22 protein-coding genes and 1 pseudogene are annotated in these 25504 nt (G+C 67.0%); 10 read left to right on the top strand and 13 right to left on the bottom strand.

The features are described 5' to 3' along the window. Positions 1 to 53: 53 nt before the first annotated feature. The gene (locus E1263_RS07210) at positions 54 to 431 is read left to right on the top strand and encodes a hypothetical protein (protein ID WP_132166386.1); all 378 of its coding nucleotides are present in this window, start codon (positions 54 to 56) and stop codon (positions 429 to 431) included. Positions 432 to 442: 11 nt separating this feature from the next. Here E1263_RS07210 and E1263_RS07205 read toward each other — a convergent pair whose 3' ends face one another. Then, on the bottom strand, positions 443 to 2815 hold the full coding sequence (locus E1263_RS07205) for a phosphoketolase family protein (protein ID WP_132166385.1): 2373 nt from the start codon (positions 2813 to 2815) through the stop codon (positions 443 to 445). A 185-nt stretch (positions 2816 to 3000) separates the two neighbouring features. Between E1263_RS07205 and E1263_RS07200 the strand changes: the two genes are divergently transcribed. Together E1263_RS07200 and E1263_RS44285 are read left to right on the top strand one after the other, a co-directional pair. Continuing rightward, on the top strand, positions 3001 to 3906 hold the full coding sequence (locus tag E1263_RS07200; RefSeq protein WP_132166384.1) for a universal stress protein: 906 nt from the start codon (positions 3001 to 3003) through the stop codon (positions 3904 to 3906). Positions 3907 to 4018: 112 nt separating this feature from the next. Beyond that, the gene (locus tag E1263_RS44285; protein WP_420323375.1) at positions 4019 to 4738 is read left to right on the top strand and encodes a hypothetical protein; all 720 of its coding nucleotides are present in this window, start codon (positions 4019 to 4021) and stop codon (positions 4736 to 4738) included. Here E1263_RS44285 and E1263_RS07190 read toward each other — a convergent pair. Next, positions 4664 to 5476 (bottom strand): annotated as a pseudogene (locus E1263_RS07190) (universal stress protein); the annotation flags it as partial. The gene E1263_RS44285 and the pseudogene E1263_RS07190 sit on opposite strands and share 75 nt — an antisense overlap. Positions 5477 to 5568: 92 nt before the next feature. On the opposite strand from E1263_RS07190, the gene E1263_RS07185 reads away from it, so the two are divergent. Continuing rightward, positions 5569 to 6228 (top strand): response regulator, encoded by a 660-nt coding sequence (locus tag E1263_RS07185; RefSeq protein ID WP_132166382.1) that lies wholly within the window; start codon positions 5569 to 5571, stop codon positions 6226 to 6228. 11 nt (positions 6229 to 6239) lie between these two features. Here E1263_RS07185 and E1263_RS43550 read toward each other — a convergent pair whose 3' ends face one another. The 9 genes from E1263_RS43550 to E1263_RS07140 all read right to left on the bottom strand — a co-directional run bounded on the left by E1263_RS43550 (position 6240) and on the right by E1263_RS07140 (position 15746). Then, positions 6240 to 7220 carry a flavodoxin domain-containing protein gene (locus E1263_RS43550; RefSeq protein WP_132166381.1) on the bottom strand — a complete coding sequence of 327 codons (981 nt, stop codon included), beginning with the start codon at positions 7218 to 7220 and terminating at the stop codon, positions 6240 to 6242. Further along, complete coding sequence (locus tag E1263_RS07175; RefSeq protein ID WP_132166380.1) at positions 7217 to 8188, bottom strand: Acg family FMN-binding oxidoreductase; 972 nt, start codon at positions 8186 to 8188, stop codon at positions 7217 to 7219. Before E1263_RS07175 ends, E1263_RS43550 begins: the two co-directional genes overlap by 4 nt. Before the next feature lie 36 nt (positions 8189 to 8224). Then, complete coding sequence (locus E1263_RS07170) at positions 8225 to 10087, bottom strand: GAF domain-containing sensor histidine kinase (protein WP_132166379.1); 1863 nt, start codon at positions 10085 to 10087, stop codon at positions 8225 to 8227. A 27-nt stretch (positions 10088 to 10114) separates the two neighbouring features. Continuing rightward, positions 10115 to 10597 (bottom strand): pyridoxamine 5'-phosphate oxidase family protein, encoded by a 483-nt coding sequence (locus tag E1263_RS07165; RefSeq protein WP_132166378.1) that lies wholly within the window; start codon positions 10595 to 10597, stop codon positions 10115 to 10117. Positions 10598 to 10716: 119 nt separating this feature from the next. Then, positions 10717 to 11610, bottom strand: a complete 894-nt coding sequence (locus tag E1263_RS07160; protein WP_132166377.1) for a carbohydrate ABC transporter permease — start codon at positions 11608 to 11610, stop codon at positions 10717 to 10719. After that, entirely contained in the window at positions 11607 to 12482 is an 876-nt protein-coding gene (locus E1263_RS07155; RefSeq protein WP_132166376.1) for a carbohydrate ABC transporter permease, read from the bottom strand. Before E1263_RS07155 ends, E1263_RS07160 begins: the two co-directional genes overlap by 4 nt. Next, positions 12479 to 13819 (bottom strand): ABC transporter substrate-binding protein, encoded by a 1341-nt coding sequence (locus E1263_RS07150; protein WP_132166375.1) that lies wholly within the window; start codon positions 13817 to 13819, stop codon positions 12479 to 12481. Before E1263_RS07150 ends, E1263_RS07155 begins: the two co-directional genes overlap by 4 nt. Before the next feature lie 29 nt (positions 13820 to 13848). Next, complete coding sequence (locus E1263_RS07145; RefSeq protein WP_132166374.1) at positions 13849 to 14946, bottom strand: enolase C-terminal domain-like protein; 1098 nt, start codon at positions 14944 to 14946, stop codon at positions 13849 to 13851. 83 nt (positions 14947 to 15029) lie between these two features. Then, the gene (locus E1263_RS07140) at positions 15030 to 15746 is read right to left on the bottom strand and encodes a FadR/GntR family transcriptional regulator (RefSeq protein ID WP_132166373.1); all 717 of its coding nucleotides are present in this window, start codon (positions 15744 to 15746) and stop codon (positions 15030 to 15032) included. Positions 15747 to 16679: 933 nt separating this feature from the next. Between E1263_RS07140 and E1263_RS07135 the strand changes: the two genes are divergently transcribed. Further along, positions 16680 to 18125 carry an HNH endonuclease signature motif containing protein gene (locus E1263_RS07135; protein ID WP_165956532.1) on the top strand — a complete coding sequence of 482 codons (1446 nt, stop codon included), beginning with the start codon at positions 16680 to 16682 and terminating at the stop codon, positions 18123 to 18125. Between the two features lie 56 nt (positions 18126 to 18181). Here the strand turns inward: E1263_RS07135 and E1263_RS07130 are convergent, their stop codons facing one another. Then, positions 18182 to 18538 (bottom strand): aldose epimerase family protein, encoded by a 357-nt coding sequence (locus E1263_RS07130; RefSeq protein WP_132166371.1) that lies wholly within the window; start codon positions 18536 to 18538, stop codon positions 18182 to 18184. A 143-nt stretch (positions 18539 to 18681) separates the two neighbouring features. Here E1263_RS07130 and E1263_RS07125 point away from each other — a divergent pair, with 143 nt between their 5' ends. The 4 genes from E1263_RS07125 to E1263_RS07110 all read left to right on the top strand — a co-directional run bounded on the left by E1263_RS07125 (position 18682) and on the right by E1263_RS07110 (position 23666). Then, entirely contained in the window at positions 18682 to 19413 is a 732-nt protein-coding gene (locus tag E1263_RS07125) for an ABC transporter ATP-binding protein (RefSeq protein ID WP_238161112.1), read from the top strand. Beyond that, the gene (locus tag E1263_RS07120) at positions 19410 to 21575 is read left to right on the top strand and encodes an ABC transporter permease (RefSeq protein WP_132166370.1); all 2166 of its coding nucleotides are present in this window, start codon (positions 19410 to 19412) and stop codon (positions 21573 to 21575) included. Before E1263_RS07125 ends, E1263_RS07120 begins: the two co-directional genes overlap by 4 nt. 188 nt (positions 21576 to 21763) lie before the next feature. Beyond that, a complete protein-coding gene (locus E1263_RS07115) occupies positions 21764 to 22771 on the top strand; it encodes an N-acetylglucosamine kinase (RefSeq protein ID WP_202868762.1) in 1008 nt (335 codons plus the stop codon). Then, positions 22764 to 23666: a DMT family transporter gene (locus E1263_RS07110; protein WP_132166369.1), complete on the top strand. Its 903-nt coding sequence runs from the start codon at positions 22764 to 22766 to the stop codon at positions 23664 to 23666. Before E1263_RS07115 ends, E1263_RS07110 begins: the two co-directional genes overlap by 8 nt. 15 nt (positions 23667 to 23681) lie before the next feature. Here E1263_RS07110 and E1263_RS07105 read toward each other — a convergent pair whose 3' ends face one another. Beyond that, positions 23682 to 24860 (bottom strand): serine hydrolase domain-containing protein, encoded by a 1179-nt coding sequence (locus tag E1263_RS07105; RefSeq protein WP_132166368.1) that lies wholly within the window; start codon positions 24858 to 24860, stop codon positions 23682 to 23684. Positions 24861 to 24995: 135 nt separating this feature from the next. On the opposite strand from E1263_RS07105, the gene E1263_RS07100 reads away from it, so the two are divergent. Next, the gene (locus E1263_RS07100) at positions 24996 to 25496 is read left to right on the top strand and encodes an FBP domain-containing protein (RefSeq protein WP_132166367.1); all 501 of its coding nucleotides are present in this window, start codon (positions 24996 to 24998) and stop codon (positions 25494 to 25496) included. The last annotated feature ends 8 nt before the right edge of the window (positions 25497 to 25504 follow it).

Raw genomic sequence — 25504 nt, 5'->3', positions numbered from 1 at the left:
AGTTCAAGCGCCTGCATGGCAGACGAATATCGTGCCCCACGAGAGGGAAGCCGATGGACGAGCGACCAACGCCTTCAGAACGACCGGACGACGCAGGTGTGCGCGAGGCCGCGTTGGAGTCGCGAGAGAAGGCCGTTGAGGCCAAGGAGTCCGCGCAGGCGGGTCGTGAGGAGGAAACTCGCGCCATTCTCGAAGCCGCGGACGCGCGGGACGCGCAGGCGGACAAGCGCGATGCGGTGGCCGACGAGCGGGACAAGGCGGCCAGCTTGCAGTCGTTTCTTCGGGATGTGGACTTCGCGCCTGCGCACCAGGCGCGATTGTCCGCCGGTATGGATCGTTCGGACTCGAAGGGCGATCGGACTTCGGCGGCCGACGACCGCTTCAAGCTGGCCCAGGACGACCCGGAGCCGCCTGAGCCTGACGAGGCCTAGGCCCGGCGGTGTCAGGACAGGTCAGCCGGCCACTGCCAGTTGCGGACCTCGGGAAGGTCCTCGCCGTGCTCGACGATGTAGGCGTGATGCCGTGCGCGTTGGTCGGTGAGCCATTGGCGGGTTTCGGCCGCGCGGTGGCCGAGGCCGGGGACGCGGTCGATCACGTCCATGGCCAGGTGATACCGGTCCAGGTCGTTGCGGACCACCATGTCGAACGGCGTGGTCGTCGTACCCTCTTCTTTGTAACCACGGACGTGCAGATTGGCGTGATTGTGCCGGCGGTAGGTGAGCCGGTGGATCAGCGACGGGTAGCCGTGGTAGGCGAAGATGACCGGCTTGTCGGTGGTGAAGATGGCGTCGAACTCGGCGTCGGACAGCCCGTGCGGGTGCTCGGAGGCGGGCTCTAGACGCATCAGGTCGACGACGTTGACCACGCGGATCTTCAACCCAGGAACGTGTTCGCGTAGCAGGCTCACCGCGGCCAGCGTCTCGAGAGTCGGTACGTCGCCCGCGCAGGCCAGTACGACGTCCGGGTCGCCGTCGTCGTTGCTCGCCCAGGGCCAGACGCCGATACCGCGGGCACAGTGCAGTACGGCGGAGTCGTGGTCGAGCCAGCTGGGCTGCGGTTGCTTGCCTGCGACAACGACATTGATGTAGCCGCGACTGCGCAGGCAGTGGTCGGAGACGACGAGCAAGGTGTTGGTGTCCGGCGGCAGGTAGACGCGGATCACTTCGGCCTTCTTGTTCACCACATGGTCGATGAAGCCGGGATCCTGATGGGAGAACCCGTTGTTGTCTTGTCGCCAGACGTGGGACGTGAGGAGGTAGTTGAGTGACGGAATCGTACGTCGCCAGGGGAGCGCCCGGGACACCTTGAGCCACTTGGCGTGCTGGTTGACCATCGAATCGACCAGGTGCACAAAGGCTTCGTAGCAAGAGAACCAGCCGTGCCGCCCGGTCAGCAGATAGCCCTCGAGCCAGCCCTGGCAGGTGTGCTCGCTGAGGATCTCCATCACACGTCCGCCGGTGGCGAGATGCTCGTCGGTCGGGAGTATCTCGGCGTTCCAGGCCTTGGCGGTGGTTTCGTAGATCGCGTCGAGGCGGTTCGACGCGGTCTCGTCGGGTCCGAAGACCCGGAAGTTCTGGAGGTTGGCGCTCATCACGTCGCGGAGGAAGGTCCCGAGCACCCGGGTGGGCTCATGCGGTCCGCTGCCTGGCTGCGGGACGTCAACGGCGTACTGCGACAAGGGTGGAAGATTCAGCGATCGGGTGAGCAGCCCGCCGTTCGCGTGCGGCGTGGAACCCATCCGGCGTTCTCCGGCCGGAACCTGGTCGGTCAGCTCGGCGACCGGGCGACCATCTGCGTCGAGCAGTTCCTCGATCCGGTAGCTGCGCAGCCACGTTTCGAGCATGGCGAGGTGCTCCGGGGAGGTCCGTACGCCGGTCAGCGGCACCTGGTGGGCACGCCAGGTGCCCTCGATCGGGACACCGTCGACCTCGCGCGGTCCGGTCCAGCCTTTCGGCGTCCGGAGAACGATCATCGGCCAGGGGCGACGCGGCGTACCGGGGTTGGTGCGTGCCTCGGTCTGGATCTCGGCGATCTCGTCCAGTACGACGTCGAGTGTCGCGGCGATCGCCTGGTGGACGAGCTCGGGGTCGTCGCCGTCGACCAGGTAGGGCCGATGGCCGTATCCCTCGAGGAGCTTGGTGAGTTCCTCGTCGCCGATCCGGGCCAGGACTGCCGGGTTCGCGATCTTGTAGCCGTTGAGGTGCAGGATCGGCAGTACGGCGCCGTCGGTGCGCGGGTCGAGGAACTTGTTGGAGTGCCAGGACGCGGCCAGCGGCCCGGTCTCGGCCTCGCCGTCGCCGATCACGCAGGCGACCACGAGGTCCGGGTTGTCGAAGGCAGCGCCGTACGCGTGGCTGAGGGAGTAGCCGAGTTCGCCGCCCTCATGGATCGAACCGGGCAGCTCGGGTGCGACGTGGCTGGGAATTCCGCCAGGAAAGGAGAACTGGCGGAACAGGGTTTGCAGGCCGGCGGCGTCGCGGGTCACGTCGGGGTAGGTGTCGGTGTAGCTGCCCTCAAGCCACGCGTTCGCGGCGATGGCGGGACCACCGTGCCCGGGCCCGATGACGTACATCATCGACTGGTCGCGTTGTTTGATGACTCGGTTGAGGTGGGCGTAGATCAGGTTCAGGCCAGGCGTCGTACCCCAGTGACCGAGCAGGCGTGGCTTGATGTGTTCAGGTTGCAAAGGCTCGGTCAGCAAGGCGTTGTGCATGAGGTAGATCTGGCCGACCGAAAGGTAGTTGGCGGCTCGCCAGTAGGCGTTGATCGCCTGGAGTTCGGCGCTCGCGAGTGGCTTGTCCAGCAGTTGGCGCATGGGGGACTCCCGATCCTCGGTGCAGGTCACCACCAGCGTCGCTCCGCACCATCGCCTACCGCTGCGGTCAACGGTCCTGAACCGTCGGGCCTTTCGGCACCTGCGCGGGTGACCACGGGCTCTGCCTGCAACCGGCATCCGGGAGACACGATCGGGGCACACTCTCCGAACCGGAAGGAACCACCGTGTCTTCCACCACGCCGTCATCCGAAACCGTTCGCCCAGTGATCCAGGTCGGGATCGACGGTGCGTGGCGCGAGGCCGGAGCGCTCCACTGGGCGCTGTACGAGTCCCATCTGCGCGACGAGCCGCTGCATGCAATCCACGCCGTCGACGAGACGGTCCGGCGGTCCCGGTACTACGAGCCGATCGTCACCACGCAAGCCGAGTCGGACCTGGCCGACGACGTACGGACCTGGATGAAGGATCAGGCCGACGGTCTCGACCATGAGGCGACGCTGGTCGAAGGCTCGCCCGCATCTGCCCTGTCTGATGCGGCTCAGGGGAGCCGGATGCTCGTGGTCGGCCGGCGGGGGATGGGAAGTTTCAAACGCCTGCTGCTCGGGTCCACCTCCGAGGCGGTCGCAAGTCGGGCACAGGTGCCCGTGGTCGTCGTACCGGACGGCTGGACCGCTCGTACGGCGGGTGGCCCGGTGGTTGCCGGTTTAGATGACTCAGGAGAGAACGGGCCCGCTGTCGAGTTCGCCGCCGAGCTGGCCATCGAGCGGAATGTGTCGCTGCGGCTGGTGCATGTCTGGGACGTTCCGCCTGTCTACGGCTGGGACACAACCTTGGTGGCGGGCGTCGCGGAGGACTGGGCGGCTACTGCCGACAAGCACTACGAAGCCGTTGCGACGCAGTGGCGGCACAAGTACCCCGACCTGGAGATTCAGCTCGATATCCGTCGCGGTCACGCGGTCGAGGGCCTACTGGATGCGGCGGCGGCCTTCCAGGCACAGATCGTCGTGATGGGCGGGCATCACCGTTCGCACCTGTCGGTTCTCCTGCTCGGCTCGGTCGTCCGTGGCGTCCTCCAGCACGCGACCTGCCCGGTCGCGGTGGTGCACTGCGATCACTCGGACTCTGCCTGATGCCCAACGCGCCAAGTGCCGGTCCGGTTGCGATCGTGCCGCACCGCCCTGCCTACGGGAAGCAACCGAGTGACCCGCGTGTGCCTCTCGAGGATGCCTCCCGTGACCTGCGATGAGCCCATCGGTTGAGTCGGGCATCGAGCTGTACTGGCTTCCGCTGGGGGCGGGCGGCCGGTCGGTGCGGTGGAACGGCCGGGTGCTGGAGCGGTTGCTGTCGTGGCGGGATCATCGGCCGGCTGATGATCTGTTCCACTCTGCGTTGCAGGTGCGTGCTCGCGGGCAGCGGTTCGTGATCGAGATGGCGCCGGTGTGGAGCAACCGTGAACCTGATCGCGGTGTGGTCTGCGAAGGCCCGGTCGGGTTCGCTTGGCTCGGCCGGTCGCGATATTTCCGGTACGAGGTGCGCTGCTGGGCGGGCGGGCAGATTCCGGACGTGGCCGAGGCAGTGGCCGGACCGACCATGGTCAGCCAGGACGAGAACCGCGCGGCTGCTCTGATCGACCTCATCGGGTCGGTCCCGCCCCTGACTTGGGGGAGGGACGAACTGGGCGCGGGCGACATGTGGAACTCGAACTCACTGACCGCCTGGCTGCTCGCCCGAACCGGTCACGACCTCAGCACCATCCATCCGCCAGCCAGGGGCCGCGCTCCGGGGTGGAACGCGGGCCGCATCCTCGCAGCGAGGCAGCCGCGGTCAGCGGACGATCGCGACCGGGCAGCGGGCGTGGTGGAGGATGGTCAGGCCGACGGATCCGAGGAGCAGGCTGGCGAAGCCGTTGCGGCCGCGGGAGCCGACGACCAGGAGTTCGGCGTTGTCGGCTGCGGCGACTAGTGCCTGGGCCGGGTGGCCGGTCAGCAGGAGCAGTTCGAATTCGACGTCGGGGTAGTCGGTTTGGGCGCCGGCCAGTGACTCCGCGACGAGCAGTCGTTCCTCGTTGGCGCTGTCGGCCGGGTCGAAGATGAGTAGTCCGAGGCCGCCGCTGAAGGTGGGCGACGGGTGCGGAGTCACGTTGACCACGGCGACCCGGGCTCGGCGGGACTCGGCCTGGGCGAAGGCGAAGTCGATCGCCTTGGCCGAGCTCTTCGAGCCGTCGACGCCGACGACGATCGTGGGCTTGTCCTGGATCCAGGGCGAGGTCACTGCCGGAACCACGACGACGGTGTTGGCGGAGTGGATGCTGACTTGCAGGGCAACGGAGCCGAGCAGTACGTCGGTCCAGCCGCCGAGCCCTCGTGATCCCAGCACGGTGAGGCGGGCGTTGGCCGATTCGTCGACCAAGGCCGAGGCGGCAGAGTCTTCGATCAGGACGCTGTCGACGGTGAGCTCCGGGTGCTGCAACTGGACGCCTTCGGTGAGGGTGTCGAGGGCGCGTTCCTGGAGGCGACGCAAGTCGGCGACCGGCACTGTGCCGGCCGTGAGGTAGTCGGCCGGGATGGGCTCGGACACCTCGACGATTCGCAGCGGCGCGAGGTACCGGACCGCCTCGGCGGTGGCCCAGCGCAGGGCAACGCGGCTGCCGGGCGAGCCGTCATACCCGATGACAACAGGATTGGGTGTGGTCAGTGCCATGAGATCTCCTCGGACAGCGGGTAGACGGGCGGGGCATAGGCTGACAGTGGATCGAGGGCGTGCAGCCGTCGGCCGGCCCGGGATGAGGCAACATGACGATCAGCGTGTTTCTGCTCGACGATCATGAGGTGGTCCGGCTCGGGGTCCGGCAACTGCTCGAAAGCGAACCGGACATCGAGGTGGTCGGTGAGGCCTCGACCGCGGCCCAGGCACTGGCCCGGATCCCGGCGCTGCGCCCCGATGTGGCCTTGCTGGATGTCCGGTTGCCTGATGGAGACGGCGTGACGGTGTGCCGCGACGTCCGTTCGGCGATGGAGCATCCGCCGGCCTGCTTGATGCTGACGTCGTTCTCCGATGACGAGGCCTTGTTCACGGCGATCATGGCCGGAGCCGCCGGGTATCTGCTGAAGCAGGTCAGCGGGCTCGACCTGGTGGGTGCGGTTCGCCGGCTCGCGGCGGGGGAGTCCCTGCTCGATCCCGCGATGACGAACGCCGTACTGGAGCGGTTGCGCAATCCGCTCGGCGAAAGCGAGGACGATCCGCGCTATGCCACGCTCACCGAGCAGGAACGACGGATCCTCGACCTGATCGCCGAGGGGAGGACGAATCGGCAGATCTCCGTGACGATGTTCCTGGCCGAGAAGACGGTCAAGAACTACGTGTCCGGGCTGCTCCGCAAGCTGGGCGTCGATCGCCGGACCGAGGCTGCCGTGTACGCCGTCGAACGGGCGCAGCGCATTCCACCGCAGTAGTGTGGACGGGATCATCTGCCGGCCGGGGTCAGGACTGTCACTTCCGCGAGGTCGGTGACCACGACGTCCGCGCCATGGGCGGTGAGGTCCGCAGCGTGACCGGTGCGGTCCACGCCGATCACGAGACCGAATCCACCGGCCCGTCCGGCCATGATTCCGGCGGGCTTGTCCTCGATCACCACCGTCCGGCTCGGCTGGACGACCAGCCGGCGCGCGGTGGCCAGTAGGACAGCAGGATCCAGGGCCGTCGCTCCTGCGTCGCTCCGAGGCGGGACAACGTCGACGGTCAACCCGGCCGCCTTCAGCCCGGCGATCAGCGCCAGGGTGCCGAGGCTCGCTACGCGCCAAACCTCGGGGCCGAACAGGACAGCGTCGTACCGGTCGGGGCTGAGTTCCATCGGCTGACCATGATTGCGGAGCGGAGCGTCGGGGCCGGACCACGCCATCCGCCTGGTCCAGTCGCCGAGAGTGGCCCGGCCCGGGCCCGGCCGCCCGGCAGCTTGCAGGCTGTCGTGGATGTCCACGGTCCACTGCTTGATCGCTGCCCAGTCGCGGGAGTCGCCGGACATGCGGCTGCGTGCCATCCATTGCGCCAGTACGCCGCGCGCGGTGTGTCGTTCGAGGCGGCCGGCGAATGTCTTCGGTGTCGCGCTGCCGAGCTGCTTGGCCAAGCGGGCGACTTTGCGGGGCGCGGCTTGCTCGACATCCTTGTCGGGCCCGATCGGTCCGCTGTGGAACAACCAGACCGGCCGATTGTTGCTGCTAGCAACGAGCTTTCGGAGGACGGCGACCGCCTCCGGGCGCCATCGACCCAGGTAGATCGCGCTACCGACGACGACAGCGCCGTACGGCGTCGTGTCGGTCACGTCGCCGGCATCGATGACGTCGACGTCGTGCCCAGACCTGCGCAGGGTCTGGCCGATCGCCTCGGCAATGCCGGCGGTGCCGCCCATGCGGCTGGCGTAGGCCACGAGAACCTTGGTGGTGCTCATGACGTTTCACCCCGTACGACGTCTGCCAGCGGGCGACGCGGTGAGGTCGCGTGCTGGGTGGTGTGGGCGAAGCGGATCACCATCTGGGCGAATCCGGGCTTACCGGTGAGGTGCTGAACATCGGCGCGGAGGTCGTCGAACTCGAGCGGCTGATTGAAGAATGACGCGGTCAGCCCGTCCCTGGTCGCGGCGAGAAGCACGTGCTCCAAGGCGATACCGGCCACGAGGTGGTCGACCGGCCGGTCCCGGTCGGTCGACAGCACGGCCAGCGCCGCATCGGCCTCGAACGCGGCTCGCGGGCGTGATTGGTCAACGGGATGGACACCGAGATCGCGCACCGGCGCTGTGTAGCTTGTCGGACGTGGTCCGAGGACGCTGCTGGGGACTCCGTCGCCGACACGCTCGCCGCCGATCCACTTGCTTCTCTCGGCGGTCCGCTTCCAGTCGCCGACCTCGCGCAGGTCAACGTCGAGATTCATGGCCATCAGGTGCGCTGCATCCGTTTTCTGCAGCCAGGTCAGTTCAGCGCCTTCAGCAAGCGCCGCCTGCATCAGACCGATCCTGGAATCCGCGGCCGGTGGTGCCGGGCGGGCCGGGAGTCTGCTGGTGTGGCGCCGTACCACCTGCAGATAAAGGTGCTTCAGGGTCAGGTCGAGCTGCTGCGCGTCCTCGAGCACGATCCGGGCGACGAGGTCGGGCTCGAGCGGATTGGGGGCGAGCCCGTACCCGGAGCCCAACCCGAGATGAGCCGCGGCACAGCGCAGGTTGAACACGGCCGCGCCGGCCGCGATCCGCATCGCCCGCCCGGTGGGATCCTCGGCGGGCAGGGCACGCGCCCCGTCCAGGAACACGTCGATGACCGTGCCGTTGACCTCGAACCGCCACGGCTGCGTGTTGTGCATCGACGGTGCCGCAACCGCTGCCCTGAGCAGTATGTCGATCTGTTCCATCGACAGCTGGTCGTCCATGGGATGCCTCCTCGGCGGGCCAGGGTGGCCACGCTCTCAGCCTGCGTGCGGAGGAGGTGTCCTGGCTGCGGTCGTCGGTCCCGACCTGGCAGGTCCTTCGGCACCTGTGCTGGGGACCACGGGCCCTCGCTGATCGCCGTACGGGTCATGTGCTGGGGCAGCCAGCGGCGCCCGGAGCTCGAGGACGGTGCCGTGCGGTTGGCGCTCGGTCACCCGGACCGTGCCGCCGAGGAGGGCGGCCCGTTCGCGGAGGTTGCGCAGGCCGCTCTCGGTGGCCGTCGAGGTGATTCCGATCCCGTCGTCGGTGACCTGGGCCGTGACCTCGCCGGCCGCGACGGTGATGTCGACCGTGACGTTCGTTGCGCGGGCATGCCGGGCCACGTTGGACAACGCTTCTCGGACCGCTGCGAGGATCTGGGGTCTGGCGACAGCCGGTACGACGCTGTCGACCGGGCCGGAGCAGTTCAGGAGCGGGGCGAATCCGAGGGTGACGGCGTACTCGTCAACCAGCGTGCGGACGTCGGCGCGCAGGGAACGCCGTCCGGGTTGGTGCTGGAGCTCGAAGATCGACGCGCGCAGATCCCGGACGGTGGCATCGATATCGGTCACCGCGCGGCTGAGGCGTTCCTGGGCATCTGGAGGCACGCTGCGGTGAATGGCCTGCAGTTGCAGGCCGGTGGCGAACAACCTCTGGATCACGAGATCGTGCAGATCGCGGGCGATCCGGTCGCGGTCGGCCAGGACAGCCAGGGTGGACTGGTCGTGGCGTGCGGCGGCTCGCTCCAAAGCCAAGGTGGTCTGGTTGGCGAACATGGTGATCAGGTCCGTGCCGGCGTCACCGAGCGGCACATCGCCGTGCTGTCCGGCAACCATCAAGATCCCAGCCGTATTGCGGGTGCCGGGCGGGAGCGGAACGAAGACTGTCCGGCCCAGGCTTTCGAGCTCAGGCACGTTGGCCAGTTGGCCGGTTCCTGCGGCCAGCTCGGCAAGGTCCTCGACGACCATGGCTGCCGTGCCGCGCAAGACATCGCGGAGTATCGGCCGGTCGGTGCTCATCCGGAGGCCGACGTGCCGCGTCAGCCCGGGCGGTCCGTCGACGGTCTCGATCACCAGGTCGTCCTCCTCGACCACGAGGACGGCACCCAGGACCGCGCCGGAGACCTCGCGGGCCCGGCGGGCGATCAGCTGGAGGGCTTCAGCCGGTTCGAACTCGCCCAGCAGTAGTTGGGTGATCTCGGCCGTCACTTCGTACCAGCGGCGCCGGCGCTCGGTGTCGGCGTACAGACGCGCGTTGTCGATCACCACACCGGCCGCGGCGGCCAGCGCCGCCACCGCATGCTCGTCGTCCTCGGTGAACTCGGCGCCGTCGGCCTTCTCGGTCAGGTAGAGGTTGCCGAAGACGTGATCGCGGATCCGGACCGGTACGCCGAGGAAGGCCTGCATGGGTGGATGGTTCGCCGGGAAACCGTACGACGCCGGGTGCTGGCTGAGGTCCGCGAGCCGGATCGGTTCGGGCCGGTCGATCAGCAGACCGAGGATGCCGTGGCCCTCGGGATAGGGACCGATCTTGGCGATCACATCCGCGTCGATGCCATGGGTGATGAATCGGGCCAGCTTCTTGCCGTCGGGCCCGACGACGCCGAGAGCGCCGTACCGGGCGCCGACCAGTTCGCAGGCGGCGGTGACGATCCGGTCCAGAGTGCTGTTGAGGTCCAGGTCGGAGCTGATGCCGACCACCGCATCCAGGAGCGCCCGGAGGCGGTCCTGGGAGTCCATCACTTCGTCGACGCGGCCGAGTAGCTCTTGCAGGAGCGCGTCGAGGCGGACGCGGGACAGGCCGGTGTTGTCCAGGGCACCTTCGTCCCACGATCCGGTGCGGGGTGGTCCTCGACCGGTCATGACCCCACCGTACGGACTGCCTGCAACTCAGGGAACGGATGACAGATTTTCGCCGCAGGGGCCGGGCTGCGGCCAGGCGGTGACCCGCCGCCCACGTAGCGACTCGATGGTGAGCCGGATGAAGTGGGGCCGCCAGCCGGGCATCAAGGAGTGGGGTGGAAGGGCAGGCGACACTTCGCTGATCTCGGAGTTGGTCAGGCGCGAGAGTCGCCCGACGACCGTCACGGTCCAGCCGGTCTGGCTGACCGCGTCGATGTCGTCGATTTCGAAGGCGACGATGTCACCGCGTTCCGCGGCCCGGTACTTGTCGCCGTCCGCGGTGCAGAACACCACGGTCTCGCCATCGACGATGAAGTTGACGGGCCGGACGGTGGGCAGCCCGCCCTCGGTGAAGACGAGGCGGCCGATCGGCACGGTCTGCATCAGCTTGAGGGAGTCGGACTCGTCGAGGATCTCGAGACCGGCGTGGTCGAATCGCTGCACAGAGCCAGTGCTTGGATCGGTCGTCATTGCGCTCACTTCCACCGTCGGAGAAGTTGTCCATCTCCATGGAAGCCCTCAGATGCCACCGCCTGGCAGTGCCGGACTACCCCGGAATAAAGGCCATTGGGCCCATTGTCCGTTCAGAATCACCCCTTGGTTGCCCCGGCGAGCATGCCGGAGACGAGGGCTCGTTGGGAGAAGAGGAAGACGACCAGTACCGGGAGGACCGCGATGATGATCGAGAGGGCGAGTTCGGGGCTGGTGATGTTCAGGCCGGCGCCGGCGACGGGGTTGAAGGACGGCGTGGTGGAGAGGAGCTGGTTGAGGCCTACCTGGATGGGGAACTGCTGGCTGCTGGGGAGGACCAGGTAGGGGAGGAAGAAGTTGTTCCAGTTGCCGACGAAGCTGAAGAACGCCACCAGAGCGACGACCGGTCTGGCCAGCGGCAGTGCGATGGCGGTGAACGTGCGCCATTCGCCGGCGCCGTCGATCCGGGCGGCTTCGAGCATCTCGGCGGGCAGGCTGGTGGCGAAGTAGATGTAGACGAGGTAGACGCCGAACGGGAAGAACGAGAACGGCAGGACGACCGACCAGACGGTCCCGATCAGCCCTAGTTTGTTCAGCTCGAGGAACAGCGGGAGCACCAAGGTGGCCGATGGCATGATCATCACGAGCAGCGTCACGGAGAGCAGCAGTCCGCGACCGCGGAACTTGGTCAGGGCGAGGGCGTAGCCGGCCGGCACGCTGGTTGCCAGGGTGAGGACGAGAGATCCGGCTGAGTAGATCGCCGAGTTCTTGAGCCAGACAAAGATGACACCGTCCTCGAACGACGTCAGGTTCCGCCAGGCGGTGGCGAGATTGCCGAAGCCACCAAAGGAGAACGGGCCCGCGCTGACCAGCTCGGAGGCCGTCTTCGTGGGCGCCAGCAGCAGCCAGGCCACTGGAAGCGCGAAGAAGACAACGAGCAGTGCGAGGAGCAGGGCAACCACTCCGATACCAAGCGCGCGTGCGGGCCGGGTGCTGCTGAGGTTCGTCGTCATGCATCCACCTTGAACAAGCCGGAACGGCGGACCAGCAGCCCGGCGCAAAGAAGGCCTAGCACCAGCAGGATCAGGGACACGGCGGCCGCGCCGTTGAAGTCGCCGTACCGGAAGGCGAGTACGTAGGCCAGTTGGTTGGGGGACCAGGCTGGGTCGAGCCTGCCGAGGCTGGCGGTCTGCAGCATCTGCGGTTCGACGAACAGCTGAGTGCCGCCGGCGAACGCCAGGATCGCCATGTAGGCAATCCATCGACTGATCATCGGGATCTGGACGAAGAGCGCCGACTTCCACGGGCCGGCGCCGTCGATTCGGGCCGCTTCGAGGATCTCGTCGGGGATGTTGTTCAGTGCGCCGTACATGACGACGATCCAGCCGCCGGCACCGGTCCAGAACGCAATCAGTACGAAGACCAGCGGCAGATTCTCAGGGGCGATCACTTGTGAGAACGTGTCGAACCCCAGGGCCCGGAGCAGCCCGGAGGCCGGACTGACCGACGGGTCGAGCATGAACAACCAGACCAGCACGCTGGCAACTCCGGCCAGCGCGCCCGGTACGTAGTACAGAAAACGTAGCGTCGCCGACAAACCGGGCCGCATCCGTCCGCGGAGCACCACCGCGATCCCGACGGTCAGGATCAGCAGCAGGACCAGCCACAGCACGAGGTAGACCGCGACATGCGCGAACGCCGGAGCGAAGCGGTAGTCGCCGATCACCTTGACGAACTGGTTGAGGCCGGTGAACTGGCCCCGATCGTTGGTGAAGGCGAGATAGAAGGCGTAGGCGGTCGGCACGATTCCGAACGCCACCAGCAGTACGACGTACCCGGCGACGAAGAAGTAGCCGGCCTGGCCGCCGCGGAGGCTCCGAGTCATCGGGCCGCGATCGTGTAGCCGGCGGCCTTCGCCTCGTTCTCGATGGCGGTCTGCCAGGCGGGCAGGGTCGCGGTCAGAGTCTTCCCGGCGGTCACTGCAGGCAGTACGACGCTTGACCAGGCCGTCGCGTCGCTGAAGCGCGTGTTCGACCAGCCGGGCCAGACGGCACTGGCGGCGGCCTGGAAGGCCGGGCTGACGTCACTGGCGAAGTACTGGCTGTTCTTGGGGTTTGCCAGCCAGGCCTTGGCGGCCGGGGCATAGGCAGGGTAGGTCGGTGCGCCGGCCTGGTTCTCGTCGGATGTCGTCAGCCAGCTGACCAGATCGGTCGAGGTCTTCAGGTTCGCGCTGTGCGAGGAGACCATCCAGACCGCGCCGCCGACGTTGCCGGTGGCAACAGTCGGGTCGCCGTCCCAAGCGAGGGGTGTTGCGGCACCGATCTGACCTGCGGGCGTCTTGAAGGCCGCGTTGAACAGGTACTGCCCGTGCCACGACGGCCCGATCGCCATCAGGACCTTCGAGCCACGAGCCTGCGCGAAGTTCTGGCCGAAGAAAGCCTCCTTGCTCACCGACCCGTTGGCGATCATCGAGTCCAGCAGGGTGGCCATCCGGGTGCAGTTCGGATCTTGCAGATCGGTGCGCAACGTGGTGGGACCGGTCAGCGAGAAGGCAGGACACTGGCTGGACCAGAAATACGACTCATGGGAGTTCGTGTCACCGACGGCGCCGAGGAGATAGCCCGGGTGTTCCTTGGCGACCTTCGCTCCGAGCGCCTGGTACTCCTGCCAGGTCTTCGGTACGGCGTACCCGAAGTCCTTGAAGAGTTTCGCGTTGTACCACGCGACAACCTGAGCGATGTCGTTCCGCAGGCAGTAGACCTGCCCGTTGAACTCACACGGTGACAGCGATCCCTTGGCGAAGTTGTCCAGCGTCGGCTGCGGCACCAGCCCTTGGTTGAGCGGCGCGGCGAACGCCTGTGCGTTGGGCCCGGTCGGCGCCGAGGCCCAGGTGACATCGGTCGGCGAGGCGAAGACGACATCCGGCCAGCCCGAGCCGGTCCGGTCGAACAGCTGCACCTTGGTCTGCAGATACGTGGATCCGTCGGCGCTGCCGTCGTACGTGACGATGTTCAGCTTCTTGTCCGGGTGCGACTTCTGATAAGCCTGGACCGAGGCCAAGCGGGTGGAGTCGGTCCAGACCGTCACGGTGGCCGCGTCGTTCTGCGGCGCCGGTGTGAACGATGCGGGGCCTGTCGGCGCGGCGGTCGAGTCCGCGCTTGCGCATCCGGCCAGGGCGGCCAGCGCGGCCAGGGTTGCGGTGAGGATCAAGCGTTGCTTCATGGCGGGTCCTTCGTCAGGGGAGATGGTCGTCACGGCGTAGTGGTGACGAGGTGCTGCAGCGGTGCGGGGTAATCGAGGTGTGCGGGCAGGGCGATCCCGGGTGCGAGCGGGGCATGCACCAGACCGTCTGCGTCGACGCAGGACTCGCGCCGGACATCGGTCGACGTGACCAGCGACTCGTAGTACGTCGTGTTCGAGATCGCCATGCACAAGTGCTGGTTGGGGATATCGGAGCCGTGGACCTCGGCTCGGAGCCGGTACGAATCGGCCAGGTGGGCGATCCGCATCGCGCCGGTGATCCCGCCGCGCAGCGTCGTGCTTGCCCGTACGCCGAAGGTTGCCGCGCCCGCGTTGATGAAGTCAGCGGTGTTGAGGTGCGCGCCATCGGATGTCTCGCCGACCAGGAGCGGCACTCCGACCGACTGCGCCAGTTGCCGGTACGCCGATATGCTGAACTCGCGCATCGGCTCCTCGTACCAGAGGTAGTCCAGGTCGGTGAGCGCGCGGCCGAGCCGGATCGCGTCAGGCAGATCAAAACCTGCAGAGCCGTCGTACATCAGCGGTACGTCGTCGCCGACGTGGTCACGTAACGCGGCGCAGAGCTTGGCATCGCGGCGGGCGTCACCCCAGGCGTGGAGCTTGATCGCCGCGTAGCCGGCCTCGAGACACTGCGTGGCCACGTCGAGGAACTCCTCGGTGGTGGCGAAGGTCGAGGTCGACGCGTAGGCGGGGATGGATCGCCGGTAACCACCGAGAAGCTGCCAGACGGGTTGTTCGGCGACCCGTCCCGCCAGGTCCCAGAGTGCGACGTCGATCAGACCGAGCACGGGCAGCGGGAGCTCCTCGATCCGGTCGAGTTCCCAGACGCGATGCCACAGCCACTCGCGCTGGTAGGGATCCTGGCCGATGAGCTCCGCACGGAACACCCGGTCGACAAGCTCCTCCAGCTGGGCAGCCGCGCCGGGACGGGCGAACAACGCGACGCCCTCCGCGCCCTCGTCGGTTCCGATCCGTAGAACGGCCCCGGTGGCGTCAGGGGCACTTCCGCCGAGGCCGGCCCGCCAGCTGAACTGGGGGCTCGCGGCGGGGATGCGGACCGGGTGCGTCTCAACGTGGGTGATCTTCATGGAATCTTTCTGCGGCGGCGGATGGGCAGGCGCCAGCGAGCCGGCGCCCGAGGCGGTCGGCCAGTTGGTCTGGGTGCAGTTGTCTAGCGGGGGCTGGTCAGCCGGTCGTGGATCCGGCGCTCGAACTGCTGCCGGGTGGTCGTGATGTGCTCGACCATCCGGTCGGCGGCCAGCTCCGGGTCACCGGCGGCGATCGCCTCGGCGATGGCCAGATGCTGCGCCCCGGCGACCTCGAACGAACCGGCCGCGTCGTGGTGGAAAAGCAGCAGATCGGACTGAGCGGCGTACCGGCGCAAGCTGACGACACTCGCCGCCAGGAAGTCGTTGTGGGCGGCCGCTGCGACAGCGAGATGGAACTCCGCATCGGCCTGCGCGAACTCGTTGATGTTCGCGTTGCCGGCGGCATCGATTGAGCCGAGCGCACCCGCGCGGATGGCGCGAACCTCGATCGGCGTCGCGGCCAGCGCCGCCCGACGCGCTGTCTCCGCCTCCAGCAACCGGCGGTGATCCAGCAGCATCACGACCTGGTCGAGATCTGTCGGCTGGAAGTGGACCAACTGGTCGCCGCTCATCACCTCGACGGAAGCCGCCACGAAGATCCCCGCGCCCCGGCGGACCGACAGCCGGCCCATCGCCGTGAGGATCTTGATCGCCTCCCGGGTCACGGTCCGCGACGCACCAAGGATGTCGGCCAGCCCCTGCTCGGTCGGCAGCCGATCCCCTGGCCGCAGGTCCTGGCCCGCCAGGTACTGCAGTAGTTGCTCGGCCACCCGCTCGTAGCCCGGACGATAGCGATCCATGTCCGCCTCTCACGATGGATATGATCAATGCGCCATCAAAGTAGCAGGAGATGGGCAGATGTGGCCATACATCAGATCTATTGCGTTCAGATCTCCTAGGGTTTGGGGTCTGATCTGAAATGAGTCTGGTTCATCGGAGGCTTCGTCCTCGGCTGGCCGCCGCCAAGCTCATCCACGGCGAGACGTTCCCGGTCTAGTCACGTTCCCGCCCGCCGTCCAGCCACCCTTGAGTACCCATCAGTCACCTGACCCCCGCCGAAGCGCCTGACCCGTGCTCAAGGCCGCACGCCCGCCCCACTTTGAGCACCCACCAGTCATTTCCCGGCCGGATCCGTGACTGACCCGTGCTCAAAGTCGGACCGGGTTCGCGCGGAGGCCGGTGGTCGACTGGGTCGCGGATACCGGTGGGGCTGGGGAGCGCTACGCACTCGAATCGGCAGGTAGCACTCCCCAACTCCCGCAACGAAGCACCAACCCCGCGACCACAAACCCGGCCCGGCTGCAGCCAGCGCAGCGATCGGTTGACACCCGCAGCCTCAGGCAGGGCGGGTCAGTCCAGGCAACGGGAACGCGATCACCGACGGCAGTTCAGCAACCCTAGCCAAAGCCCGGGACCTCAAGCAGCGCGAGCCTAGGTCGCCGACCTCGCCATCCCGCCTCAGCCACCGCGGCGACCAGCCACCCGCTTTTCGAGTCGGCCGGTCGCGGCGAGCAACCACGCACCCACGCCCCCGGCCGAGTCCTCACCGGACCTTAACCGGGGCTGCGGAACCCCGCCCGCCCCAAGGGCAATCGACTGAACCCTCCGAGCACGCCGGGCGACTGTGGGCAGGGTGTGGGCTGGTGTGGGCTGACAAAGTAGCCCACAGAAAACCTTGTAAATAAGGGGTTCTGGGTCGAAAACTGTCGGTGGGCGTGGCTATGCTTTTGGGTATGGAGATGTTGACGATGCCCCCAGTGTGGTCCCTGAGCGTCACCGAACTGGTGACCTCGCTGGACACTGCGCACGCTGTCAAAGCAGCGCTCGACACCTTCATCCTGCAAGCTGGTGGGCGCCTCGACGAGATGGGTGCCGCGCAAGAGCTCGGTGCTCGTGACACTGTCGATTTCTTGTCCGAGCGTTACCGGGAGGCTCCTGCCGAGGTTCGTAAAGCTCTCGCGTTCATGGCTGCTTTGCGTAAGTACCCGCTCGTGGCTGAGGCGTTGCCGGATCCGACCGATCCGGCCCGGCCATGGACCGTACGTCCCGCGCAGGGCGCGGTGATTGTCGAGACGCTGGAGAAGGTTCCGTCGACTGTTGCGGTCGAGACGCTCGAGTTCACCGAAAACCAGATGGTCGGTGTCGCCAAGGACCAGGACCCTCGTCGGCTCGCCAAGTTCGGCAACGATGTCCTCACACGGCTCAACACCGACGGTGCGGAACCTTCTGAAGAAGAAGCGCATGCGAAGAGGTCGCTGCGGTTGCGGCAGGTCGATGGCGGGGTGAAGTTCTCTGGGTTCTTGCCTGGTGCTGATGGTGAGCAGCTCACGACGCAGATACATACGTTGTCGAAGCCGCATAAGACTGTTGATGGTGAGCGTGATCCGCGGCCACAGGACGTGCGTCAGGCCGATGCTTTGGTAGCCACCATGGACGCCGCGGCCGGCAACCCTGACCACCCGGGTGTCCCGCACCTGACCGTCACGATCGACTTCGACGACCTGAAAGCTGCTCTCGGCGAGACGGCAGGTGCGGTGGGTGAGTTGGTGTTCGGGAGCAACCTGTCCGCCTCGGCGGTGCGGTTGCTGGCCTGTGATGCCGCGATCCTCCCGATCGTGCTGGGTGGGGATTCGCAGCCGCTGGATGTTGGGACTGAGCAGCGGTTCGTGAATCGGTATATGCGGCGGGCGTTGATCAAGCGCGATAAGGGCTGTGTTGTGTGTAAGGCGCCGCCGTGGATGTGCCATGCGCATCACATCATTCATTGGGCTAACGGTGGTCCGACCAGCATGCAGAACCTGGTGTTGCTGTGTGCGTCGCATCACCGGGCTGTGCATGCCGGGCAGTGGGCGGTATCGATCACCGGCGGCGTCGTGGAGGTGACTCGGCCGAGTTGGGCGGACCCAGCACCGGTGACAGACCCTGCTGTACTGGCCGCCGCGCTCAGTTGGGCGAGGCCTGCGGGCAGTGCTAGTAGTGGTGGGTCTGGCCTCCATGGCGGAGTCGGTGTCAGCAGTGGCCTGGGGCATGAGCAACCTGATCGGCTCCCGGCAGCTAGCGCCCTGGCCGACTCGGAACGGGATGCCAAGCGCGAGGCCTTCCGCGCCCGACTGCTCGCACTCGTGCCCAATTATTCCGATCCCTGGGCCACTGACGCCACACCAGCAGCAGGCCCGTAGTCCCCGCCTGCCCTCGCCGTCCCTGGCCTCCGCGCGGTCATCACCCCGCGGAGCGCCTAGTCATGCCCGGATACCGTTGAAGTCGCGGGTCGGAGCCGGCGGTGGACGACCAGTGATCCTGACGGCAGCCGAGGAGATCTTCGCGCAGGACGGACCGACAGACCGGAGCGGTTGAGGACGTACTCGGTCTGGAAGCGCAGCGTGAAGGGGCAGCCGTACTGCGGGTACAGCACCCACTCCAGGACCAGGCGATCGCGACGATGGCGCACCGGTGTCCACGGCAGGAAGAGCGCAAGCCCGTGGATGGCGCTGTTGTTCCAGTGCTCGCTGATCGGCGTCTCGTAGTCCGCGCCGCGGAAGGTGTACTTTCCGCCGTCGATCCGGTCGACCCAGGGCAGCAGGATCTTCCCCATGTGGCGCGGAGTAGCTTTCCGGCGTGGCGCCGATCAGTGGCGCCGATCAGTGGCACCGATCAGGCCGAGGTGGAGCCTGCTCTACCTCGGGTCGCCAGCTGGCGGGATGTTGGCGGCGCTCGAATATTTCTAGCGTTGCAGGCATGACGAAGAACATGCCGTTGTTGACCGAAGTTCCCGCCGCGGTGCGGGTGGAGCAGCTCACGCGAACGTACGACGCCGGCGGCCAGCTGGTGCATGCCTTGGCTGGAGTTGATGTGAGCTTCGTGCCGGGAACGTTCACTGCGGTGATGGGGCCATCAGGCTCGGGGAAGAGCACTCTGCTGCAGACTGCGGCCGGGTTGGACCGGCCGACCTCGGGGCGGGTGTTCGTGGGTGACACAGAACTGTCCGGGCTGTCGGAGACTGCGTTGACGCGGCTGCGCCGTACCAAGATCGGGTTCGTCTTTCAGATGTTCAACCTGATCGGGGCGCTGAGCGTGGAGGAGAACATCACGCTGCCGCTCCGGCTGTCCGGGGTGCGGCCGGATCGGCGCTGGCTGGCCGAGGTTGTCGATCGGGTCGGCGTTGCCGAGCTGATGCACCGGCGGCCGTCCGAGCTGTCTGGTGGCCAGCAGCAACGAGTTGCCATTGCGCGAGCGCTGGCCATTCGGCCGGAGGTTGTGTTCGCGGATGAGCCGACCGGAGCGCTGGACAGTACAACGGCCGCCGGTGTTCTCGGGTTGCTGAAGTCGATCGTGGACGAACACGGTCAGACCATTGTCATGGTGACTCACGATCCGGTGGCGGCGTCGTACGCCGATCGTGTGGTCGTACTCGCCGATGGCCGGATCGTTGCCGACGCACCGCAACTCGGATCGGCGGCAGTGGCATGATCGGGCTTGCAGCGCGCCTTCTGCGCCAGCGGCCGGGTAGTGTCCTGGCCACTCTGATCGCGTTGATCGGCGGCGTCGCGATCCTCACGAGCATGGGCGCGCTGGTGGAGTCCGGGCTGCGTCCGATGCCGGAACCTCAGCATTCGACCGCCGACATCGTCGTGGCCAAACGCGATCTGACTGTTACGGGTAAGCAATTCGGCGATCCCTACACGGCGACCGTGCAGCTGCCCGAGCCGGGAGTCGTGCCCGCCAGACTCGCTGCTGAACTGCGCAAGGTGCCGGGCGTCGACAGTGTCGAGACGACCGCGGATGCACTTGCGGTTGAGGTGAACCCGCAGACTGACCGTGGGGTAGTCACCGGCGCGGTGGAGCGGCTCGCGGAGTCCGTTGGCGCAAAAGCCTATACAGGCAAGGATCGGATGCTGGTCGAGCGTCCCGATATCGCCGCTGCCCGCGGGCTGCTGGTCCAGGTCGGCGCGGCGTTCGGCGGGTACGTCGTCATGTTGGTCATCTTTGTAGTGGCCGGAACCATCGGCTTGTCGATCCGCAATCGCCGCCGTGACCTGGCGTTGCTTAGGGCAACGGCTGCAACCCCAGGACAGGTACGGCGGATGCTGATGGCCGAGGCTGCGATTCTGGCTGCCGGGGGCTCGCTGATCGGCGTACCGGCCGGATTGCTGGCCAGCCGCTGGTTGGGGGACCAGTTGGTTGCCCGCGGCTTCATGCCAGCCGACTATGACCTCTCCCTTGGGCTCCTGGCTGCGCCGGCCGCGGTCCTCCTCATTGTCCTGGTCGCCCTCGGATCGGCACTGCTTGCCGGGCGGAAGATCTCCGGTATTCGCCCGGCCGAGGCCCTGTCGCAGATCGCGGTCGAGCCTGCACAGCTGAGCAAAGTACGCCTTGGGTTCGGGCTCGCGGCACTCGCCGGTGCCATCGGATCCAGCGCTGTCTCAGTGGGAGCCGGAGGCCAGGCTGCTCTCGCCGCCGCGGTCGGCATGCTGTATCTGTTCGTCACTGCGGTCGCTCTCCTCGCCCCGTGGATCAACAGCATCACCGCCCGGTTCCTTGGTCCGGTCCTCCGTGCCGGATGGGGGAACAGCGGTTATCTCGCCGCGAAGAACCTCGCGGCCAACGCCCACGGCGGCGCCACCGTGTTGACCGCCCTGGTGTTGTCGATCGGCTTCGGCGGATCGGTCTGGTTCCTGCAAGACAACGTGGAACGGCAGACCGTCCAGCAGTTGAAGTCCGGAACACTCGCGCAGTACACAGTGCTTGCACCCCAGGGCGTCGCGAGCGGCGCGGTGGAGAAGCTCAGCCGGATTCCCGGAGTCGAGGCCGTGACTCCGACGCGCCAGACCTCGGTCATCGTGAAGATGATGGACAGCCTGGAAGTCGTTCCGGCGCAAGCGATCGACGCGGCCGGCGCCAAGGCGACGCTGGACCTCAAGTTCCGCGAAGGTGACCTAGCGGCTGTCGGGCCGAACAGCATTGCGGTCTCGTCCGCGCGGGGCTGGAAGGTTGGCGACGAGGCCGAGCTGTGGCTCGCCGACGGAACCCCGAAGCGACTACGGGTGGCAGCGATCTACGAGCGCGGCCTCGGCTTCGGCGACGTCGTCCTCTCACCGGCGACAATCGGGAAGCCGCCGACCAAGCTGCTCGTCCGAGCCACACCCGATGCCCTCCCAGCGCTGAAAGCAGCCACTGCACAAGGGACCCTGATCTCCACCGAGCAGGCAACGGTCGGCGTCTCCAAGGATCTCGCCATCAGTGCTTGGCTCAACAAGTTGCTGATCACGGTGATGATCGCGTTCGCAGCCTTGGCCGCAGCCAACACCATGACGGTCGCTGCCTTGGCCCGCCGCCGCGAACTCGCCGTACTGCAACTGGCCGGAGTCACCACCCGCCAGGTCAAGCGCATGGTCCGCGCCGAACAGGCCGGCCTGCTGACTGTTTCCGTCCTCATCGGCAGCGCAATCGCCGCGGTGACGCTCACAGCGGTGGTCTATGCACTGACTGGCAGCATCGTCCCGTACGTGCCACTGACCGGCGTACTGGCTGTGCTCGGCGGCGCCACGCTGCTCGCGATGGGCACCACGATCGTGCCGGTCGCCCGTCTGCTGCGGCAGTCCTCCCTCGCCGCTGCAGGCACCCGAGAATGATCATTAGAGCGCGATAGCGGGACCAATAGTGCAGCTTTTTGCAATTGGAGCTTGACTCGTCACCAGGGGTGCGGTTTTACTGGCGCAACGCACCCAGCCGGTAAGGAGTCGATAGCTCCGAGTCCGGTCGTCAGGCGCCAGGGCCCCGGCCCGAGGCGGGGTTGCACCTCGTGACCGATGGAGAGATCGTGTCCGATTCCCCTTCTCCTGTCGATGACCCCGGTGTGTACCTGGGGATCGACGGCGGCGGTACCAAGACGGCGTTCGCGCTGATCAGCGGTGCGGGCGAACTGCTCGCTACCTCGACGGCACCGAGCTGCTACTACCTGGGCCGGAGTATCGACCTGGTCGACGACGTCCTGCGCTCCGGCGTCGGTCTTGTCTGCGCCCAGGCCGGTATCCGGCCCGACCAGATCGCCTACGCGTTCGTCGGGCTGCCCGGGTACGGCGAGGTCAGCAGCGACGTAGAGACACTGAACGCCATTCCCGCGCAGGTCCTCGGGCATCAGCGATACGGCTGCGACAACGACATGGTCGCGGGCTGGGCCGGCTCATTGGGTGCGGTCGACGGGGTGAACGTGATCGGCGGGACGGGGTCGATGGCCTACGGCGAGTACGACGGTCGCGGGCTGCGCGTCGGTGGTTGGGGCGAACTGTTCGACGACGAGGGATCGGCGTACTGGATCGCGATCCAGGGTCTGAATACCTTCGCGAAGATGGCCGACGGCCGGCTGGCCGAAGGCCCGCTGCGCCCGCTGCTGGCCAAGCACCTGCAGCTCGGGACGGATCTCGACCTCGTCGATGTCGTCTTGAACCGCTGGCAGGGCGACCGGGCCCGGATCGCATCCCTTGCGCCAGTCGTCACCGCTGCGGCGGCCGACGGCGACGAAGCCTGTACGGCGATTCTCGCCGCGGCCGGACGGGCCCTCGCGGGACTGGTGAAATCCACGGTGGCCCAACTCGGGTTCCCATCCGGCCAGGTCGTCCCCGTCTCCTGGTCGGGTGGAGTCTTCGCCAGCGACCAGGTCCGTACGGCGTTCCTGGCGGATCTGGCCGATACGTCGGTGGAGCCGCGCGACCCGATCGTCTCGCCGGTGCTCGGCGCGGCCTTGTATGCGGCGCGATTGGCCGGCCACCCGTTGAGTGCCGAGAGTGTGCACACGTTGCAGGAAGTCGGCGGAGGCAATGATGAGTGACCGAATCGGTGTCGTGGCGCGCGTCGGCGGGGCGAAGTGGGTCCCGTACGCCGGACTGCTGGTGCTGTTCTGGGGTGTGTGGGGCGCCTTCTCGGGCACCCCGACCTCGAAGTACGGCTATCCGAACGAGATGGTCTACATCCTCTGGGCCTTCACGATGCTCATCCCCGCGTACTTCGCGATCCGCGGCCGCACTCTCGATCGGCGGCCGGTCGCGGCGTTCTACGGCCTGCTGGTGGGACTGTCCGGCGCGGGTGGTCAGTTGGTGTTGTTCAAGGCGCTGACGCTCGGACCGGCGTACCTGATCTTCCCGCTGATCTCGATCTCGCCGGCGATCACGGTCCTGATGGCCGTCTTCATCCTGCGCGAGCGCATCCGCGGGCTGGTCGTCGTCGGCGTCATCGCGGCCCTGGCCTCGATCGTGCTGTTCAGTATCAGCAGCGGTTCCGGCGACAACGCCGGCGGCTCCTGGCTGTTCCTGGCCCTGATCGTGATGGTTGCCTGGGGCATCCAAGCCTTCTTCATGAAGAAGGCCGCCAACGTCGGGGTGAACGACGCGACGACCTTCGCATGGATGACCGTCAGCGGTCTGCTGCTTGTTCCGGTCGCCTGGCTGATGATGGGCTCGTTCCCGAGTGGGGCCCCTTGGCAGGCGCCCGTCCTGACCTTGGGCACCCAGCTGCTGAACGCCGTCGGGGCCTTGTTCCTCGTCATGGCGCTGTCGCGCGGCAAGGCTGCCGTCGTGGCGCCGGTGACGAACGCCCTCGCGCCGGTGCTCACGATCGTTCTCTCGCTGGCCGTCTATCAGACCGTGCCCTCGGTCTACGGATTCCTCGGCATTGCCCTCGCGATCGGCGGATCCACCCTGATGGTGTACGCCGACGAGGCCGCCTAGGGTGATGCGGCGGGACTACCGGCAGATCGCGGCGTCGACGACGTTCTCGACGGCAGCGGCCATTTCGAGGGTGGTCGGGAGCGTCGTGACCGCGACAGTGGCCTGGCGGCGTCCGTCGGTGGTGATGGCGTTGCGGGTCTCGTAGCCCGGGGCGTCGCCGCCGTGGCTCCAGGCGAAGCCGCCGCAGCTCAGCTTGAAGGTCTGGATTCCGAGCCCGTACCGCGCAGCGCCGCGCGCGCTGGCATCCGGCGCCTCAACGGTGGTGAGCATCTCCTCGAGCTGGGCGGGCTTGAGGAGCTTGCCGCCGATCAGCGCGCTGAAGAACTTGTTCAGGTCACTGGGAGTCGAGATGAGAGCTCCGGCGGCCCAGGCCAGCGAAGTCTCCTGCTCGGTGACATCGACCAGCGGCTTGCCCGGCTCGGTCATCCAGTAACCCTTGGGGTGGTCCTCGCGGATCGTCTGATCCCCGGTGGCCGGCCAGTACGTGTGCTGGAGCCCGATCCGGTTGATCACCCGCTTGGTGATCTCCTCGCCGAGCGGACGCCCGGTCACCTTCTGCACCAGTAGGCCCGCGATGATGTAGTTGGTGTTGCTGTAGCTCCACTTCGTGCCCGGAGCAGACTGCGATCCATGAGCCAGCGCCACATCGACAAGCTCCCGCGGTTCGAAGTAGGTGTGCCGCACGGTCAGATAATCGGTGACCAGGTCCTGGTCGTAGTCGGCCAGACCGCTGGTGTGCTGCAGCAGCTGGCGGACGGTGATCTTGTTCGCGTCGATGCCCTTGCCGCGAACCATTCCCGGCAGGTACTTCTCGATCGGCTCGTCCAGCGCAATCTTGCCCTCGCCAACCAATTGCAGAACGACGGTGGCGACGAACGTCTTGGTATTACTGGCGATCCGGACCTGCCCGTCGACCGGAACCTTCGCCTTGGTCTTCAGGTCCCCGGCACCGGCGGTGTAATTGCGGGTCCGCCCATCACGATCCCGTACGGCGGCCAGCGTGGCGGGGAAGTGGGAGTCCTTGACGAGCCGGTCCAGGTCGCGCTGGACGGCGTTGCTCGGCCGGGAGGCGACAAGGTTGCTATCGGCAACGGCCGGCGGAGTGGCGGTCACCACGGCGGCCGTCACGAGACCGGCGGCGACTGCCGCAGCGGCGAGCTTGGTACGGGTGGAGGTGGTGCGGTGGTTTGTCATGGCAGCAGCTTGTTCTGTTTCGCCCGCCCGAACGATCCGGCAGCCTGCACGATCCTTGGTGGAGCAGGCTGCACCATCGGTCGCTAATAGCTTAAAGAATTTGCCTAAAAGGATTAGGCTGGCTATCGTCGAGCTATGAAGCCGATCACTGAGAGCGAGATTCGTCGTTCCTTCGTCAACTGCTCGCAGGGTGAGGCGAAGCGGCTGGCGGTTCCGAAGGACCTGGAGACACTGCCCTGGGAGCATCTGGACTTCCTCGGCTGGCGCGACGCCGGCGCCCCCGATCGCGGCTACATCGTCGCTGAACGTGAAGACGGGACGCTGACCGGCATTACGCTGAAGGCGGCCAAAGGCGCTGCTCGGGGCTTTACCTCGCGGAGCATGTGCTCGCTGTGCAAGACGACTCGGACGGGTGGCGGCGTCGCGTTGATGGCCGCTCGGCGCTCAGGTGTCGCCGGTCGGCAGGGCAACACGGTGGGGGAGTACTTGTGTACTGACCTGGCCTGCTCGCTCTACGTCCGCGGCAAGAAGCAGGTGGCGTCCGAGCCGGGTCTGGAAGAGACCCTGTCGGTGGAAGCGAAGATTGCGCGTCTCGAAGCCAACCTGACGACCTTCGTGGCGAAGGTGACCAAGTAGCGTCTAGG

The organism is Kribbella antibiotica, from assembly GCF_004349055.1.
In the GTDB taxonomy this organism is placed as follows: domain Bacteria; phylum Actinomycetota; class Actinomycetes; order Propionibacteriales; family Kribbellaceae; genus Kribbella; species Kribbella antibiotica.
This window is presented reverse-complemented; position numbering and strand designations above follow the sequence as displayed.

What these genes read in the sequence shown, in the direction of transcription:
- E1263_RS07110 (WP_132166369.1), top strand. Translation starts at nt 22,764, where the DNA reads ATGAGTGACCGAATCGGTGTCGTGGCGCGCGTCGGCGGGGCGAAGTGG.
- E1263_RS07140 (WP_132166373.1), bottom strand. Translation starts at nt 15,746, where the DNA reads ATGGATCGCTATCGTCCGGGCTACGAGCGGGTGGCCGAGCAACTACTG.
- E1263_RS07145 (WP_132166374.1), bottom strand. Translation starts at nt 14,946, where the DNA reads ATGAAGATCACCCACGTTGAGACGCACCCGGTCCGCATCCCCGCCGCG.
- E1263_RS07205 (WP_132166385.1), bottom strand. Translation starts at nt 2,815, where the DNA reads ATGCGCCAACTGCTGGACAAGCCACTCGCGAGCGCCGAACTCCAGGCG.
- E1263_RS44285 (WP_420323375.1), top strand. Translation starts at nt 4,019, where the DNA reads ATGAGCCCATCGGTTGAGTCGGGCATCGAGCTGTACTGGCTTCCGCTG.
- E1263_RS07155 (WP_132166376.1), bottom strand. Translation starts at nt 12,482, where the DNA reads ATGACTCGGAGCCTCCGCGGCGGCCAGGCCGGCTACTTCTTCGTCGCC.
- E1263_RS07210 (WP_132166386.1), top strand. Translation starts at nt 54, where the DNA reads ATGGACGAGCGACCAACGCCTTCAGAACGACCGGACGACGCAGGTGTG.
- E1263_RS07105 (WP_132166368.1), bottom strand. Translation starts at nt 24,860, where the DNA reads ATGACAAACCACCGCACCACCTCCACCCGTACCAAGCTCGCCGCTGCG.
- E1263_RS07170 (WP_132166379.1), bottom strand. Translation starts at nt 10,087, where the DNA reads ATGACCGGTCGAGGACCACCCCGCACCGGATCGTGGGACGAAGGTGCC.
- E1263_RS07165 (WP_132166378.1), bottom strand. Translation starts at nt 10,597, where the DNA reads ATGACGACCGATCCAAGCACTGGCTCTGTGCAGCGATTCGACCACGCC.
- E1263_RS07160 (WP_132166377.1), bottom strand. Translation starts at nt 11,610, where the DNA reads ATGACGACGAACCTCAGCAGCACCCGGCCCGCACGCGCGCTTGGTATC.
- E1263_RS07135 (WP_165956532.1), top strand. Translation starts at nt 16,680, where the DNA reads ATGGAGATGTTGACGATGCCCCCAGTGTGGTCCCTGAGCGTCACCGAA.
- E1263_RS07125 (WP_238161112.1), top strand. Translation starts at nt 18,682, where the DNA reads ATGACGAAGAACATGCCGTTGTTGACCGAAGTTCCCGCCGCGGTGCGG.
- E1263_RS43550 (WP_132166381.1), bottom strand. Translation starts at nt 7,220, where the DNA reads ATGAGCACCACCAAGGTTCTCGTGGCCTACGCCAGCCGCATGGGCGGC.
- E1263_RS07120 (WP_132166370.1), top strand. Translation starts at nt 19,410, where the DNA reads ATGATCGGGCTTGCAGCGCGCCTTCTGCGCCAGCGGCCGGGTAGTGTC.
- E1263_RS07100 (WP_132166367.1), top strand. Translation starts at nt 24,996, where the DNA reads ATGAAGCCGATCACTGAGAGCGAGATTCGTCGTTCCTTCGTCAACTGC.
- E1263_RS07175 (WP_132166380.1), bottom strand. Translation starts at nt 8,188, where the DNA reads ATGGACGACCAGCTGTCGATGGAACAGATCGACATACTGCTCAGGGCA.
- E1263_RS07130 (WP_132166371.1), bottom strand. Translation starts at nt 18,538, where the DNA reads ATGGGGAAGATCCTGCTGCCCTGGGTCGACCGGATCGACGGCGGAAAG.
- E1263_RS07185 (WP_132166382.1), top strand. Translation starts at nt 5,569, where the DNA reads ATGACGATCAGCGTGTTTCTGCTCGACGATCATGAGGTGGTCCGGCTC.
- E1263_RS07150 (WP_132166375.1), bottom strand. Translation starts at nt 13,819, where the DNA reads ATGAAGCAACGCTTGATCCTCACCGCAACCCTGGCCGCGCTGGCCGCC.